A 14,620-nucleotide genomic window follows, 5' to 3' on the forward strand; every position below is an offset into this window, starting at 1 on the left:
ACGACCCTCAGAACCCCTGGCGCCCCTCAGAACCCCTGAATCCGCGCCGCCGCATGGCTCACCGGCACCGTGTGCGTGACCCAGCCCGTGGCCGTCCGCTGATGGAGCTGGAAGGCGGTCGGTTCGGGTACGTAGCCCATGGCGCCCTCCGTGCTCATCGTCAGGGAGCTCTGGAGGTACGTCGACGGGGCGGTCGAGAGGGTCGTGCCCGCGTAGGCGCCGGTGATCGGGCGGTGGACGTGGCCCGCGAGCACGCGGGTGACCTGGGGATGGCGGGGCAGGAGCCGCGCCAGGGCGTCGCCGTCCGTGAGACGCATGCCGTCCAGGAACGGTATGCCGATGTCCGCCGGGGGGTGGTGCACGCAGACCAGGGCGGGGATGTCGGGGCGCGCCGTCAGCCGGGCGTCCAGCCACGTGAGTTGGTCTTCGCCGAGGCGGCCGTGTCCGGCGCCCGGCACGTTCGAGTCCAGGGCGATCAGCGTCAGGTCCGCGTACTCGACGGCGTAGTGCGTGGAGTGGGTGCCGCCGAGGTGCGCCGTGCCGCCGAACGCCTTGGCCAGGGCCACCGGGTCGTCGTGGTTGCCGGTCGTCAGGTGCAGGGGCAGCGGGAAACCCGCGACGAGTTCGCGCAGCTGCTCGTACTCGGCGGGACTGCCGTGTTCCGTCAGGTCGCCGGTGATCACCACGCAGGTGGGCCGGGGCTCCAGGGCGAGGACGCGGGTGAGTGCGTGGCGCAGGCCGGCCGCAGGGGCGGCGGCCAGGGCGCCGGTGGTGAGGTGCGGGTCACTGAGGTGCGCGACGGATGTGGTCATCAGGGCAGGATCCCCGCGGAGTCGCGGACTCAGGCCTCAGTCGTCCCACTCCGACTTCCGGCCGCGGTCCTTGCCGCGCCCGAAGTTCATGCCCCGCATCGCATGCACCGCGTTCACGCCGACGATGCCGCCCCAGGTGACGAAGAGGCCGGGCAGGTCCGCGTTGACCACGCCGATCGCCGAGAGCGGGATCGCGAGGATCAGCGAGACGATGCCGAAGCCGAAGCGCTCGCCCCAGGAGTCCACGGGGTTGGTGGGCGCGCGGGAGCCGCGGGCGACGACCATCTGCTGCTCGGCCATGTGCCGGCGCATCCGCCGGTCGATGGTGCCGTCCAGGCGCTGCTCGACCTTCTCGAGGAACGAGTCGACCAGCACGGACTCATACTCTTCGCCCAGCTCTCTGCGCGCGTGCAGAGAGGCGTCGAGTTCCTTCTTCAGTTCGGCGTCACGGGCTTCCATGGTTCTGTACGGTACGCAGCCGTCGCGGGCCTGACAGTGGGGCTATCCCCCCTTTCTCAGCGGGGCTCAGCCCCGGCCCCGGCCTTCAGCGCAGGCTCCGTGCTCTCGGCGCTCCGCGTGCTCTCCGTGGGGATGTGCGACGTGTCGCGGCGGGCCAGCAGCCAGTACAGGGCCGCCGGGACCACCAGACCCACGATCCAGGAGATGTCCGCGCCGCCCAGCGGCTCCACCAGCGGGCCCGTGTAGAAGTGCGTCGCCAGGAACGGGAGCTGGGTCAGGACACCCACTCCGTAGACCGTGAGCGCGTCCCAGCGCCAGGCTCCGTAGCGGCCGTCGGGGTCCGAGAGCGCCGGGATGTCGTAGCGCTCCTTGGAGATCAGGTAGTAGTCGACCAGGTTGATCGCCGACCACGGCGTGAAGAACGTCAGGAGGAAGAGCAGGAAGTCCTTGAAGGACGTGAGGAAGCTGTCCTTGCCGAGCAGCGCCACCACCGTGCCCGCCACCATGATCAGGGCGATGTACGCCGCCCTGCCGCGCGGCGAGAGCGTCTTCTGGCCCCGGAATCCGCTGATGCTCGTCACCATCGACATGAAGCCGCCGTAGGTGTTGAGCACGTTGATGGTCAGCTTGCCCAGCGCGATCACGAAGTACAGGAGCGACGCGATCAGGCCCGTACCGCCCAGGCCCACCACGTATCCGACCTGGTTGTCGAGGAACGCGTCCCCCGCGCTCGCCGCCACGAGCACACCGAACGTCATCGACCACTGCGAGCCGAGCGCCGAACCGGACAGGGTCCACCAGAACGTGGCCCGCCCCGATGTCGTACGCGGCAGATAGCGCGAGTAGTCCGCGACGTACGGACCGAAGGCGAGCTGCCACGACGCCGAGAGCGAGATCGCGAGCAGGAACATCGGCAGGTCGAAGTGCGCGTCGCCCAGGAGGGCCGAGAGGTCGACGCGGTCCAGGAGGCGGATGCCCAGGTAGATGAAGGCGAGGGCGCAGATCACGCTCGCCACCCGGCCGAGGACGTGGATCACGCGGTAGCCGACCGCCGCCACCACCGCGGTGATCACCGCGAAGACGATGATGCCGGTGGTGTCGTTCGTGTGCGTCAGCCGTGCCGTCGCCTGCCCGGCCAGGACGCTGCCGCTCGCGAAGAAGCCGACGTACATGAGGATGACCAGGAGCAGCGGTACGACGGCGCCGCGCACCCCGAACTGCGCCCGGGACTGGATCATCTGCGGCAGACCGAGCTTCGGCCCCTGCGCCGAGTGCAGGGCCATCACCGCGCCCCCGAGCAGATTGCCGAGCAGCAGGCCGATCAGCGACCAGACCACGTCGCCGCCGAAGACGACGGCGAGCGCGCCGGTGACGACGGCGGTGATCTGGAGGTTGGCGCCGAGCCAGAGGGTGAACTGGCTGAACGCGGTGCCGTGCCGTTCGTCGTCGGGGACGACGTCGATGGAGCGCCGCTCCACGAGACTGTCTGCCATGATCCGCTGAACTCCCTGCTGCTGCTGTACGAGCTGCCTCTTGACGGTTCTTGGTGGCCTTGGTGGTTCTTGGTGGTTCCTGGCCGGGCTACTTCTTGCTGATCCCGTGCCGCGCCGCCCAGTCGTTCGCGACGTCCTCGGGGTCCTTCTTGTCCTTGTCCACCAGGCGGTTGAGCTCGGTGAGGTCCTTGGTCGTCAGGGCGTTGCCCAGGCGGCCGAGCGCCTTGCGGACCGTCGAGTCGGCCTTGCGGTCGGCGACGAGCGGGACGACGTGCTGGCCGGGGATCAGGTTCTTGGGGTCGCTGAGCACGACCCACTTCTCGGCGACGATGTCGGTGTCGGTGGTGAAGAGGTTCGCCACGTCGACGTCGCCCTTCTTCAGGGCGCCCTTCACCAACGGCCCGGAGGAGTCGAGGGACTTGAACTCCTTGAACTCGACTCCATAGACGTCCTTGAGGCCCACCGAGCCCACCGTGCGCTTCTTGACCTCGGGAGCGGCGCCGATGACGAGCTTGCCGTTGTGCTTCGCGAGGTCCGCCAGGGACTTGAGGCCGTACTCGTCGGCGGTCTCCCGGGTGACGACGAAGGCGTCGGAGTCCTCGGCCTTGCCGTACGGGAGGATCTGCAGGCCGCGCGGCAGGACCATCGCCAGGGCGTTCTGCATCTCACCCTCCTCGGTGGCCTTCGCCTTCGCGTCGAGGTAGTGCAGGAGCGCGCCCTGATACTCGGGCAGGAGGTCGATGTCGCCGCCCTTGAGGGCCGGGATCAGGATCTCGCGGGTGCCGAGGTTGGGGCGGACGGACGTCTTCACGCCCTCCGCTTCGAGCGCGGCGGCGTAGAGGTAGCCGAGCACCTGGTTCTCGGTGAAGTTGGCGGTGCCGATGGTGACGCCGTTCTTGCTGGAGCCACCGCCCGAGCCGCCGGAGCCGTCCCCGTTGAGGGATGTGATGCCGCCGCTGCAGGAGGCGAGCGCGGGGACGGACGCGGCGGCGAAGAGTCCGCCGAGGACGTTTCTGCGGTTCATGGGGGCCATCTGGCTTGCTCCTAGGCCGACTTGGCGGGGCGGTGGCGGAAGAGGGCACGCTGTAGTGCGGAGAGCGCGAGATCGAGTACGACGGCGACGACGGCCACGAGCACGGCACCGCCGAGCACCTGTACGAGGTCACGCTGGGCGAGCCCGTCGAAGACGTACCGGCCGAGCCCGCCGAAGGAGACGTACGCGGCGATGGTGGCGGTCGCGACGACCTGGATGAGCGCGAGCCGCAGGCCGGTCATGATCAGGGGGAGCGCGAGCGGCAGTTCGACCTGGAAGAGGACCTGGTGCCAGCGCATGCCCTGGCCGCGCGCGGCGTCCCGCACCTCCGGGTCGACCGCGGTCATCCCGGCGTACGTGTTGGTGACGATGGACGGCACGGCGAGGGCGACGAGCGCGATGTAGATGGGCCACATGGAGAGCCCGCTCGCCAGGAAGACGAGGACGACGAGGCCGACCGTGGGCAGCGCGCGTCCGAAGCTGGAGAGGTTGATCGCGACGAAGGCGCCGCGCCCGGTGTGCCCGATGAGCAGACCGACCGGCAGCGCGATGGCGGCGGCGATGAGGGTCGCGAGCAGCGAGTACTGGAGGTGTTCGATGAGGCGGTGCCCGATGCCGTCGGACCCGGCCCACTGCTCGCCGCTGACCAGCCAGGCGCCGAGGTCCTTGAAGAGTTCGTACATGTCACGCGCTCCTCTTGCGGCGGGTCCAGGGGGTCAGGACGTACTGGAGGGTGACGAGCAGCGCGTCCGCGACGAGCGCGAGGAGCAGGGTCAGGACGACGCCGACGATGACGGGGGTGGGGAAGTTGCGCTGGAACCCGTCCGTGAAGAGCTGTCCGAGACCGCCGTCGCCGATGTACGTCGCCACGGAGACGAGGGAGATCGCCATGACCGTCGCGATCCGCACGCCCGCCATGATCACCGGCAGGGCGAGGGGGAGTTCGACGGTGAGGAGGGTGCGCAGGGGCCGGGTGCCCATGGCCTTCGCGGCTTCCTTCGTCTTGGCGGGGACGGAGTCCAGGCCCTCGACGGTGTTCCGCAGGAGCACGACGAGCGTGTAGATCGTCAGGCCGATGACGGTGGTGGTGCGGGTGAGCCCGCTGACCGGCAGGAGCAGCACGAAGACGGCGATGGACGGGATGGTGAACAGGACGTTCGACAGGCCGAGGAGCAGCCCGCGCAGGGGGCGCACGCGGTGGGCGACGACGGCCAGGGGGAGCGAGATGAGCAGGCCGAGGAGCACGGCGGTGAGGGCGGCCTGGAGGTGGGACAGGGTGAGGCTGGTGAGATCGTCGGTGTGGTCGGCTATCCACGACCAGTCGACGCTCACGCGCCGGCCTTGCTGACGTCCACGGCGTCCACCGTGCTCGCGTCCGCGTCCGCGTCCACCGTGCTCGCGTCGCTGTGTACCCGCCCCGCGTGCTCGTGGATGTCGTCGCGGGACGTGACGCCGGTCAGGATGCCCTCGGCGTCGACGCGGGCGACCAGGCCGCTGGGGGCGGCTATGGACTCGTTCAGGGCCGACAGGAGCGAGTCCGTGTCCCGCAGGGGGCGTACGGGGACGTCCGCGGCCTGCGCGTCCTTGTGCCGCCAGGCCAGTGGGGCGCCCGCGGCGTCGAGCCGCAGGGTCCAGGCGCCGCCCTCGGGAGCCGGGGCCTTGGGGACCTCGGCCAGCGTCGTCAGGGAGAGCAGCTTCAGGCCGCGCTCGGCGCCCAGGAAGTCCGCGACGAAGTCGTCCGCGGGGCGGGCCAGGAGCTCGGCGGGGCTCGCGCACTGCACGAGGTGGCCGCCGGTGCGGAAGACGGCTATGCGGTCGCCGAGCCGTACGGCCTCGTCGATGTCGTGCGTGACGAAGACGATGGTCTTGTTCAACTCCCGCTGGAGGCGCAGGAGTTCGTCCTGGAGCTGGGTGCGGACCACGGGGTCGACCGCGCCGAACGGCTCGTCCATGAGGAGTACCGGCGGGTCGGCGGCGAGCGCGCGGGCCACACCGACGCGCTGCTGCTGGCCGCCGGAGAGCTGGTGCGGGTAGCGCTTCCCGGCGTCGGCGGCGAGGCCGACCGTCTCCAGGAGCTCCGCCGCCCGCGCCCGCGCCTTCTTGCGGCCCCAGCCGAGCAGCAGCGGGACGGTCGCGATGTTGTCCAGGACCGTGCGGTGCGGGAAGAGCCCGGACTGCTGGATCACGTAACCGATCGAACGGCGCAGCTCGGCCGCGTCCTGCTCCAGGACGTCCTTGCCGTTGACCCTGATCGTCCCGGAGGTCGGATCGACCATCCGGTTGATCATGCGGAGCGTCGTCGTCTTGCCGCAACCGGAAGATCCGACGAGGACGGTCACGCCCCCTTCCGGCATCTCAAGGGTGAGGTCGTGCACCGCGGTTGTGCCGTTCGGGAAGCGCTTGTGGACCGTATCGAATTGGATCATGAGGAGTCCCTTGCCCGGCTGTATATCTTCATGCAGAGTTCTTTGTGACTGAATAGATTGTCAATAGTTAGTCGCAGCCCAGGTGTAAATCGCTGGTTACAAGTGGTCGCAGGGCAAGACGAAGCGCCCGGTTGAGGAGGAATTGCGAGTGATGTCGTCTCGTATCGCGGACAGGGCGACCGGCAGGGCGACCGACGACAGCGGCTCGGTCGTCGTCCTGGACGGCCGCGGACTGATGGTCGCAGATGTCGTACGTATGGCCGAATCTACCGCTAAGCCAGTTCCCGGAACGGACGGCATGAAGCGCGTGGAGAGCTCGTGGAACGCCGCCCGTGAGATCGCCTCCTGGGGTCGCGTCTACGGCCGCTCCACCGGCGTGGGCGCCAACCGGAACGAGTCCGTGCCGACCGAGGCGGCCGCCGACCACGGCCTGCGCCTGCTGCGCAGCCACGCCGGAGCGATCGGCGACGAGCTTCCGGCGCGGCAGGTGCGCGCGATGCTCGCGGTCCGCGCCAACCAGCTGCTCGCGGGCGGCGCGGGCCTGCGCCCGACCGTCGTCACGGCGCTCTGCGAGGCGCTGACGACGGGCGCGTACCCCAAGGTCAACGAATTCGGCTCGGTCGGCACGGGCGACATCGCCGCCCTCGCCCAGATGGGCCTCGCGCTCGCGGGCGAACACCCCTGGCAAGGAACGGGCGCCGCCCCCGACCCGCAGCCCCTCGACAACAACGACGCCCTCGCCCTGATCAGCAGCAACGCCCTCACCCTCGGCCAGTCCGCGCTCGCCCTGCACGAACTGCGCGGCCTCGTCGCGGCCACGCAGCTGGTGGCGGCACTGACCCTGATGGCCGTCGACGGTTCGTACGAGGCGTACGCGCTGCCCGTCCACGAGGCGCGGCGGCACGCGGGCTCGTACGCCGTCGCGGAACGGATGCGGCAGATCCTCGGCGCGCCCGACCGCCCCACGCCACCGCTCGGCCGCATCCAGGACCCCTACGGCCTGCGCTGCCTGCCGCAGATCCACGGCCCCGCGCACGACGCGGCCGACGCGCTCGAAGACGTCCTCACGGTCGAGATCAACGCGGCGGCGGAGAACCCGCTGATCTCGGCGGACGACATGGCGGCGTACCACCACGGCGGCTTCTATCTGGCCCAACTCGCCCTCTCCCTGGACCACTTCAGGCTGGCGGTGACACAGGCGGCGCGTCTGTCGACATCCCGCCTCTCCACGCTGAACGAACCGGGCTTCACCCGCCTGCGCCCCTTCCTCGCGGACGGCGAACCGGCGTCGTCGGGCGTGATGATCCTGGAGTACGCGGCCGGGGCGGCCCTCGGCGACCTGCGGGCCTTCTCCGCACCGGCCTCGCTCGGCCACGCGGTGCTCTCCCGGGGCGTCGAGGAACAGGCCAGCTTCGCCTCGCTCGCGGCGCGCCAGACGCTGCGGGCGTGTGCGGCGTACCGCCTGGTCGTGGGATGCGAACTCGTCGCGGCCGTACGCGTGTTGAGGCAGCGGGACATGCGCCTCGATCCGGACCTGCCCGTCGGGCGGGCCTTCGACCTCGCGGACTCGGTGCTCGACCCGGAGCTCGCCGACCGGCCGTTGACGGATGATGTGACAGTGGCGGCCGGGCTGCTCGACCGGTTCACCGAGCTGTGGCTGGACCTCGGGTCCGGGAACGGGACGGGCTTCGACAGCCAGGGTGTTGTGAGGGGAACGGTATGAGTGACAGTCCCGCGGCGCGGCTTCAGGTGCTCTTCGAGGGCCACCGCCTCACGCCCACACAGCGGCGCATCGCGCACTGCATGGTGCGGCGTGCGGCGGACGTCCCCTTCCTCTCCAGCGTCGAACTGGCCGAGCTGGCCGGGGTGAGTCAGCCCTCGGTGACCCGGTTCGCCGTGGCCCTCGGCTTCGACGGCTACCCCGCGCTGCGCAGGCACCTGCGGGAGCTCGCGCCCGCGGAGGCGGCGGGCGAGGCCTCCCTCAACGAGTACCAACAGGCGGTCGAGGCGGAGATCGAGAACCTCCGGCACCTGGCGGAGGTGCTCGCCGACCCCTCACCGGTGGAGCGCGCCGGGCAACTCCTCGCCTCCTCCCGGCCGCTCCCGGTCCTGGGCCTGCGGGCCGCCGCGTCACAGGCGTACGGCTTCTCGTACTTCGCGGCGAAGGTCCACCCCGACGTACGCCTCCTCCACGAGGGCGGCACGATGCTGGCCGACCGGATCGACGCGGCGGTGCGCGCGGGGGCGTCGGCGCTCATGTGCTTCGCGCTGCCCCGGCATCCGCGGGAGGTGGTGGACGCGCTCGCCTACGCGCAGGCGGCGGGTCTCTCGGTGGTGACGGTGGCCGACTCGGCGTTCGCCCCCGTGGCGGCCCACTCGGACCTGCTCCTCCCGGCGGCGGTCGGCACGGGCCTCGCCTTCGACACGGCGTGCGCGCCGATGCTGCTCGGCCGGGTGCTCCTTGAGGCCATGTGCGACGGACTTCCGGACGCGCAGGCGCGGTTGGAGGAGTTCGACGCGGGGGCCGCGGCGCGGGGACTGTTCGTGGAGTAGGGGTCCCGCCGGAAGAGTAGGAGTTCCGCCGGAAAAGTAGGAGTCCCTCCGGAAAGTGGTGGGGGAAGCACGGCGGGGCGGACCCGAAGGTCCGGCCCGCCGCGTGTGCCGCTCAGGCTCAGACGTCGAGGTTCGCCTCGATGCGCTTGAGCTGGTGGCGGGCCATGGCCAGGTTGGCCCGGTCCTTGTCGAGGGCCACGTAGAGGAAGAGGCCGTTGTTGTTGCGGCCCTTGATCAGCCGGATCAGGTGGTACTGGGTGCTGAGCGAGATCAGGATGTCCTCGATCTCGTCCTTGAGGTCCAGTAGCTCCATCGTGCGCAGCTTGGCGCGCACCACGTCCGTGTTGCCGGCCGCGGCGACGGACAGGTCCAGGTCCTTGCCGCCGCCGATCGTGCCCAGCGCCATGCCGCTGGTGTAGTCGACGAGGGCGGCGCCGATGACCCCCTCGATCGAGGTGGTCGTCTCCTTGAGTGATGTCTCTGTGTTGGCCATGAATTTCGCACTTCCTTTCCGTCTGCCGGGTGTCCGTGGTGAGGAGGACGATGAGGGTGTGGTGGGGGACATGGGTCAGGTTTCCTCCGCTCGTTCGACGGCGGCGTCGACCAGCTCTCCGATGAGCGCGCTGGAACGGCGGCCCTCCAGATGGAGCCGGCCCACGTTGACGCGGGGCTCGGCGAGCAGCGTGAGCACGGCGGACGAACCAGCCGTGTACGTCGCCACGTAGCCGTCCTCGCCGCGGATGAGGAGTTCTCGGAAGCGGCCCTGGTGCGTGGCGTCGGACAGCCGCAGGGCGACTCCGAGCGCCGCCGCGGTCAGCGCGCAGACGCCCTCCGCCTCGACGTCCGTCGCGTCCTGCGCGAGCAGGAGTCCGTCGACGCTGGCCGTCAGTGCGCCCCTGAGCTGAGGAATCCTGGTCCGCAGCCGTTTCAGTTCGACCAGTACGTCGGCTTCGGCAGCCATCAGCTCTCTCCTCCCGGCGCGCTTCCAGGGCGCGAAGAACTTCATGAGGTCGGGGGCCGGGTCCGGCGCCGCGGCGTACGGAGATTCACAGACTCGCCTCCAGCGCGTCGAGGACCCGGCGCAGCAGGGCGACGTCCGGCTCGGGGTGGTCGTCGGGGAGCGGGGCGGGGAGCGTCGCCAGGGCCGGTTCGGCCGTCCGCGGGGGTTCCACGAGCCCGGCCGCGGCGAGCCGCCTGACCTCGATCAGGGTGTGGAACAACGGGCGGCCGAGCGCCCAGGCGATGGCCGTCGGCGTGCGGACGCCGTCGGCGAGCCGCAGCAGGGAGATCTGGCGTCCGGTGAGCTTGTGGCCCGGCGCGGGCGGGCGCGGCACGACGGGGGAGGTGTCCAGTTCCGGGCAGGGCCAGACGCTGTCGAGAAGGGCTCGGCGCCGCCGGGTCTCGCGTTCCAGGGTCTCGGCCGTCACCGGGCGCACCCGGCCGAGCCAGTGCGCGACGCCGTAGCGGAAACGGGTGGGTCCGCTCGCCGGGCCGAGGACGAAGAACGCGGCGTCGAACAGGGCGCCGATGTGGCACACCTCCAGCTCGCCGGCGGTTATCCGGCCGCTGTCTATCAGGTGCCGCCCCACCTCGTGCCGGGTCCCGGCCAGGGAGAGGGCCTCCTGCCAGCCCTGCGCGGGCAGCGCCCCGCCGGCCGTGAGCAGGACGTCGATGCCCGGCGCCGCGGGGCTCTCCGCGTGCACGACGCGGCCGTCGACGAGGTAGAGGGTGCCCTGGTCGCGCAGCAGGGCTCCGGTCGCCCGCTCACCGGCCAGGCGCATCAGCATGGGCGACGTGGTGGACGCGGTGATACGCATGGCGTTCACACCAGCACCAGGCGCTCGGAGAGATCCCGCAGCCGTATGCGCGCGAGGGCGAGGTTGCCGGTGTGCCGGTCGAGCCAGAGGTAGAGGAACACGCTGCTGTCGAAGGTCGTCTCGACGAAGCGGATCAGATGGAATCCGGTCCTCGTGGTGAGCATGAGGTCCTCGACGGGCAGTTCCTCGCGGTCCGTGTCCCGCGCCGCGTCCAGCGCGTCGTCCTTCGGGGCGAACGCCTGGTACTCGGCCGCCGATCGCGCCACCTCCGCGGTCTCCACGGCGGTGGACTCGTGGTCGCCGCCCGGAGGATCGCCGACCGAACCGAGGGCGAGCCCGCTGGTCCAGTCGACGATCGCTGCTCCGCGCGCACCGGGCAGTGTCATGGCTTCGAGCAGACACTCATCGATTCCGGGCACGCGGCTCCCCTTCCCCAGGGTTGAACCGGGTGGCCCCTACCACCCGACCGGGGACTCATCGCCGCCCGGTGTGAGGAAGGTACGCAGAAGTCGTGGAGTTTCCAGGCAAGTAGGCACTTTCCAGGGGAACATGCCCGACCTCGACGGGATCCGCGCGACGAGCGGTCAGGGAGGGCCCGAGCCTGACCGAAAGTATCGGCCTAGCGATCGGGTCGCCTCCGGGCCATCCCTGGGACGCCCGTGTCAGTTCCCCGGTCTCAGTCTTCCGATCTCAGCTCTCCCGTGTCAGTCCTCCGGCCTCAGCCCTCCCGTGTCAGCCCTCGCCGCGAGCCTTGAGTACCACCTTGTTCACGGCCCAGAGGACGACGCCTATGGCGAGCAGCACCCCGGCCCGGATGTAGACCTCCGCCGGACGGTCCGCGAGGGGGCTCGCCAGGATCAGGGCCGTGACGGCGCCGAGCACCGGAAGGGCCGTCGGCGCGCGGAAGTGCTTGTGCTCGACGGGGTCGCGGCGCAGGACGAGGACCGCCACGTTGACCACCGCGAACACGCACAGGAGCAGGAACGCGGTCGTGTCGCCGAGCCCCTCGATCTCGCCCGTCGACACCAGGCCGATCGCGAGCAGCGACACGAAGACGATGCCGACCACGGGTGTGCGGCGGCGCGAGAGGACGCGGCCCATCGCGCGCGGCAGGATGCGTTCGTTGGCCATGCCGTAACAGAGCCGCGAGGCCATCATGATGTTGATCAGGGCCGAGTTGGTGACCGCGAACAGGGCGATGAGCGCGAAGAGTTTGTGCGGGAAGTCGATGCCGCCCGCCTTCACGACCTCAAGGAGCGGTCCGCTCGATCCTTCGAGCACCTTGTAGTCGACGAGCAGCGACGACACCAGCGCCACCAGGACGTAGATCGTGCCCGTCACCGCGACGCCGATGAAGATGGCCCGCGGGAACGTGCGTGCGGGATCCTTCGTCTCCTCGGCCATGTTCACCGAGTCCTCGAAGCCGACGAACGCGAAGAAGCCGAGCGCGGTCGCGCCGAGGATGCCCGTCATCAGGGCGTATCCCGTGCCGCCACTGCCCTCGAAGTCCGTCAGACGGGAGGGTTCGCCGTCCCCGCTCAGGACCGCGTAGGCGCCGATCGCCAGGATGATGGCAAGGCCCGTCACCTCGACGAGCGTGAGGACCACGTTCGCCTTCACCGACTCCGAGACGCCCCGCAGATTCAGCGCCGCGAGCGCGACGATGAAGAGGATCGCGATCAGCGTCGGCGGCAGCGCGTCGTTCGTCAGCTCCCCGAGGTAGTCGCCGCTGAAGGCGCGGGCCGCCGCGCTCGCCGACGACAGGCCCGAGCACATCACCATGAAGGCGATGATGAAGGTGAAGAACGGGACCTTGAACGCCTTCTGCGTATAGAGCGCGGCGCCCGCCGCCTTCGGATACTTGCCGACCAGCTCGACGTACGACGCCGCCGTCAGGAGCGCCACGACGAAGCCGATCGCGAACGGCAGCCACAGCGCGCCGCCGACCTTTCCCGCGACCTTGCCGGTGGTGGCGTAGATGCCGGTGCCGAGGATGTCGCCGATCACGAAGAGGATCAGGAGCTTGGGGCCGATCGCGCGGTGCAGCGCGGGTTCTTCGGCGGGCGGTGGTGCTTCGGTGGTCGCCTTGGATGTCGTCACACGATCATCTCCCCCGAGGGCGTGCCTGGGCGTCTGAGTGCCTGGGCGTCTGAGTGCCTGAGAGCTTGAGTGCCTGGAGGGAGGATCTGCCCCGTAAATGCGGCAGGGATGCGGGAGTTGAGGAACCTCGGAGGAACTTCAGGGGCGCTCCGGAGGTATCTGAGGGGCACCTGGGGGGCACCTCGGGGGGCGCCCCCGAGGCGACCCCGAGGAACCTCAGAGGTCCCGAGGAACCTCAGAGGTCCCGAGGAACCTCAGAGGTCCCGAGGAACCTCAGAGGTCCCGAGGAACCTCAGAGGTCCCGAGGAACCCAAGAGGCCCTGACGAACCCAAAAAATCCTGACGAACCTCAGAGGCCCCGCAGCGCGTCCCGCCCCCCGCCGCCCGACTCGGCGACGATCTCCTCCAAGGTCTGCGGCTCCCGCACGGTGGCGAAGGTGACCCGCTCACCCGCTGTCGCGAAGCCGTAGATCCCGGGCCGGGCGAGGCTGTTGTACGAGTAGTGGTGGGCGAAGTAGTACGCGCCCGTGTCGAGCACCGCCGCGTAGTCGCCCTGTTCGAGCAGCGGAAGCGGACGGTTCTCCGCGAGCAGGTCGCCCGCGAAGCAGGCGGGGCCCGCGATGTCCTGCCCGACGTTCGGCCCGCTCTTGGCGCGGCCCTTCGCGTCGAACGCGGCGATCCGCAGCGGCCAGGACGCGGGCGCGTACACCGTGCGCGCCGCCACCTGGACGCCCGCGTGCGTCACCGCGATGGGCCGGGTGCCCGCCGTCTTGGCGTACTCGACGCGGGCCAGGATCGTGCCGTGCTTGGCGAGCAGCGAGCGGCCGAACTCGGTGACGATGCCGTACCGCCCGTCGAGCAGCCCCGGCACGCGGGACTTCAGGCGGCGCGCGTACTGCGCGTGCGTCGGGGTCTCCTCGTCCGAGCCGAAGTTGACGGGCAGGCCACCGCCGATGTCGATGGTGTCGATCTGCTGCCGCCCGGCCCGTCCGTTGATCTCCTCGGCCAGTTCATACGTCGCCGAGACTCCCCGCACCATCATTTCGAGCGGCATGCCCTGCGACCCGGAGTGGGCGTGCAGGCGGGTCAGCCAGGGCCGGTCGAGATACGCCTGGACGACCCACTCGCGGGCCCCCTCGTCGAGCAGCGCGATCCCGAACTTGGAGGTCGCCGTCGCGGTGGACAGGGCGCCGATGGAGCCGCCGCCGATCTGCGGGTTCACGCGCAGGCCGATGGGGGAGCGGGAGGGCGCCGACCGGGTCATGGCGTCGATGCGGGCGAGCTCCTGCGGATTGTCCGCGTTCACCGCGATGCCCAGGGCGAGGGCCTCGCGCAGCTCGGCCGGGGTCTTCGCGGGCGAGTCCAGGACGGTGTGCGTGGGCGGCACACCGGCGGCCCGCGCCAGGGCGAGCTCGCCGGGGCTCGCCACCTCGGCGCCGATGCCCGCGTCACGAAGGAGGCGCAGGACCGGGACCAGGGGCGACGCCTTCACCGCGAAGGCGTGCAGGACGGGAGTGCCGGGCGGCGTGACCGCTTCGAAGGCGGCGCGCAGACGGGCGGCGGCCGAGCGGATGCCGGTGACGTCCAGGAGGCCGACGATGGGCGACGCGGGGTCGACGAGGCCCTGCTCGACGGCGGCGCGGATGGCCTGGTCACGGCGCGATGCGGAATCCGCGGCCGAGTGCGCCGGGAGCTGCGGGTCTTGGGACTGCGGGTCTTGGGGGTGCGATGCCAGGGGTTGCGGGGCCGGAGGTTGCGGTGCCGGGGGCCGCGCTGCGGGATCCGCCGTCGTGAGGCGTTGCGTGGGGGCTTCCGGGTGGCTGCCCGGGGCTCCGCCCGGACCTCTTCCCGCGTCTGCGTTCGCCTCGGATGCGCGTGCGGTCTCCGCTCCCTGATCGCTCATACGTTCCAGACAATCATCCGTGAC

15 protein-coding genes are annotated in these 14,620 nt (G+C 70.6%); 2 read left to right on the forward strand and 13 right to left on the reverse strand.

Features of this window, described 5'->3' with window-relative positions; genetic code table 11:
- Positions 1-26: 26 nt before the first annotated feature.
- From ACZ5CR_RS28270 to ACZ5CR_RS28300, 7 genes are all read right to left on the reverse strand, one after another.
- The gene (locus ACZ5CR_RS28270; protein ID WP_468862356.1) at positions 27-812 is read right to left on the reverse strand and encodes a phosphodiesterase; all 786 of its coding nucleotides are present in this window, start codon (positions 810-812) and stop codon (positions 27-29) included.
- A gap of 36 nt (positions 813-848) precedes the next feature.
- Entirely contained in the window at positions 849-1,271 is a 423-nt protein-coding gene (locus tag ACZ5CR_RS28275) for a hypothetical protein (protein ID WP_468862358.1), read from the reverse strand.
- Between the two features lie 56 nt (positions 1,272-1,327).
- Positions 1,328-2,764, reverse strand: a complete 1,437-nt coding sequence (locus ACZ5CR_RS28280) for a purine-cytosine permease family protein (protein ID WP_468862360.1) — start codon at positions 2,762-2,764, stop codon at positions 1,328-1,330.
- A gap of 88 nt (positions 2,765-2,852) precedes the next feature.
- Positions 2,853-3,788: an ABC transporter substrate-binding protein gene (locus tag ACZ5CR_RS28285; protein WP_468862363.1), complete on the reverse strand. Its 936-nt coding sequence runs from the start codon at positions 3,786-3,788 to the stop codon at positions 2,853-2,855.
- Positions 3,789-3,808: 20 nt separating this feature from the next.
- A complete protein-coding gene (locus tag ACZ5CR_RS28290) occupies positions 3,809-4,480 on the reverse strand; it encodes an ABC transporter permease (RefSeq protein WP_468862366.1) in 672 nt (223 codons plus the stop codon).
- A gap of 1 nt (position 4,481) precedes the next feature.
- Positions 4,482-5,129 (reverse strand): ABC transporter permease, encoded by a 648-nt coding sequence (locus ACZ5CR_RS28295; protein WP_468862368.1) that lies wholly within the window; start codon positions 5,127-5,129, stop codon positions 4,482-4,484.
- A complete protein-coding gene (locus ACZ5CR_RS28300) occupies positions 5,126-6,223 on the reverse strand; it encodes an ABC transporter ATP-binding protein (RefSeq protein WP_468862371.1) in 1,098 nt (365 codons plus the stop codon). The genes ACZ5CR_RS28295 and ACZ5CR_RS28300 overlap by 4 nt, the downstream gene beginning before the upstream one ends.
- Before the next feature lie 151 nt (positions 6,224-6,374).
- Between ACZ5CR_RS28300 and ACZ5CR_RS28305 the strand changes: the two genes are divergently transcribed.
- Positions 6,375-7,946 (forward strand): aromatic amino acid ammonia-lyase, encoded by a 1,572-nt coding sequence (locus ACZ5CR_RS28305; RefSeq protein WP_468862374.1) that lies wholly within the window; start codon positions 6,375-6,377, stop codon positions 7,944-7,946.
- The gene (locus ACZ5CR_RS28310; protein WP_468862376.1) at positions 7,943-8,776 is read left to right on the forward strand and encodes a MurR/RpiR family transcriptional regulator; all 834 of its coding nucleotides are present in this window, start codon (positions 7,943-7,945) and stop codon (positions 8,774-8,776) included. The genes ACZ5CR_RS28305 and ACZ5CR_RS28310 overlap by 4 nt, the downstream gene beginning before the upstream one ends.
- 118 nt (positions 8,777-8,894) lie before the next feature.
- Here the strand turns inward: ACZ5CR_RS28310 and ACZ5CR_RS28315 are convergent, their stop codons facing one another.
- From ACZ5CR_RS28315 to ACZ5CR_RS28340, 6 genes are all read right to left on the reverse strand, one after another.
- Positions 8,895-9,269, reverse strand: a complete 375-nt coding sequence (locus tag ACZ5CR_RS28315) for a hypothetical protein (RefSeq protein WP_389904613.1) — start codon at positions 9,267-9,269, stop codon at positions 8,895-8,897.
- Between the two features lie 75 nt (positions 9,270-9,344).
- Positions 9,345-9,737: a roadblock/LC7 domain-containing protein gene (locus ACZ5CR_RS28320; protein WP_468862378.1), complete on the reverse strand. Its 393-nt coding sequence runs from the start codon at positions 9,735-9,737 to the stop codon at positions 9,345-9,347.
- An 85-nt stretch (positions 9,738-9,822) separates the two neighbouring features.
- Positions 9,823-10,593 carry a transcriptional regulator gene (locus ACZ5CR_RS28325; RefSeq protein ID WP_468862532.1) on the reverse strand — a complete coding sequence of 257 codons (771 nt, stop codon included), beginning with the start codon at positions 10,591-10,593 and terminating at the stop codon, positions 9,823-9,825.
- A 5-nt stretch (positions 10,594-10,598) separates the two neighbouring features.
- Positions 10,599-11,012, reverse strand: coding sequence for a hypothetical protein (locus tag ACZ5CR_RS28330; protein ID WP_468862380.1), 414 nt, complete (start codon positions 11,010-11,012; stop codon positions 10,599-10,601).
- Between the two features lie 313 nt (positions 11,013-11,325).
- Complete coding sequence (locus tag ACZ5CR_RS28335; RefSeq protein ID WP_468862383.1) at positions 11,326-12,693, reverse strand: APC family permease; 1,368 nt, start codon at positions 12,691-12,693, stop codon at positions 11,326-11,328.
- A 349-nt stretch (positions 12,694-13,042) separates the two neighbouring features.
- Entirely contained in the window at positions 13,043-14,596 is a 1,554-nt protein-coding gene (locus tag ACZ5CR_RS28340) for a type III PLP-dependent enzyme domain-containing protein (protein ID WP_468862386.1), read from the reverse strand.
- Between the last annotated feature and the right edge of the window lie 24 nt (positions 14,597-14,620).

The sequence above is a fragment of the Streptomyces sp. NPDC031274 genome (assembly GCF_055570235.1).

Excerpts from the sequence above, each read along its gene's own strand:
- ACZ5CR_RS28280 (WP_468862360.1), bottom strand. The coding sequence starts at position 2,764 with ATGGCAGACAGTCTCGTGGAGCGGCGCTCCATCGACGTCGTCCCCGAC.
- ACZ5CR_RS28290 (WP_468862366.1), bottom strand. The coding sequence starts at position 4,480 with ATGTACGAACTCTTCAAGGACCTCGGCGCCTGGCTGGTCAGCGGCGAG.
- ACZ5CR_RS28285 (WP_468862363.1), bottom strand. The coding sequence starts at position 3,788 with ATGAACCGCAGAAACGTCCTCGGCGGACTCTTCGCCGCCGCGTCCGTC.
- ACZ5CR_RS28270 (WP_468862356.1), bottom strand. The coding sequence starts at position 812 with ATGACCACATCCGTCGCGCACCTCAGTGACCCGCACCTCACCACCGGC.
- ACZ5CR_RS28300 (WP_468862371.1), bottom strand. The coding sequence starts at position 6,223 with ATGATCCAATTCGATACGGTCCACAAGCGCTTCCCGAACGGCACAACC.
- ACZ5CR_RS28325 (WP_468862532.1), bottom strand. The coding sequence starts at position 10,593 with ATGCGTATCACCGCGTCCACCACGTCGCCCATGCTGATGCGCCTGGCC.
- ACZ5CR_RS28340 (WP_468862386.1), bottom strand. The coding sequence starts at position 14,596 with ATGAGCGATCAGGGAGCGGAGACCGCACGCGCATCCGAGGCGAACGCA.
- ACZ5CR_RS28275 (WP_468862358.1), bottom strand. The coding sequence starts at position 1,271 with ATGGAAGCCCGTGACGCCGAACTGAAGAAGGAACTCGACGCCTCTCTG.
- ACZ5CR_RS28320 (WP_468862378.1), bottom strand. The coding sequence starts at position 9,737 with ATGGCTGCCGAAGCCGACGTACTGGTCGAACTGAAACGGCTGCGGACC.
- ACZ5CR_RS28305 (WP_468862374.1), top strand. The coding sequence starts at position 6,375 with ATGTCGTCTCGTATCGCGGACAGGGCGACCGGCAGGGCGACCGACGAC.
- ACZ5CR_RS28315 (WP_389904613.1), bottom strand. The coding sequence starts at position 9,269 with ATGGCCAACACAGAGACATCACTCAAGGAGACGACCACCTCGATCGAG.
- ACZ5CR_RS28310 (WP_468862376.1), top strand. The coding sequence starts at position 7,943 with ATGAGTGACAGTCCCGCGGCGCGGCTTCAGGTGCTCTTCGAGGGCCAC.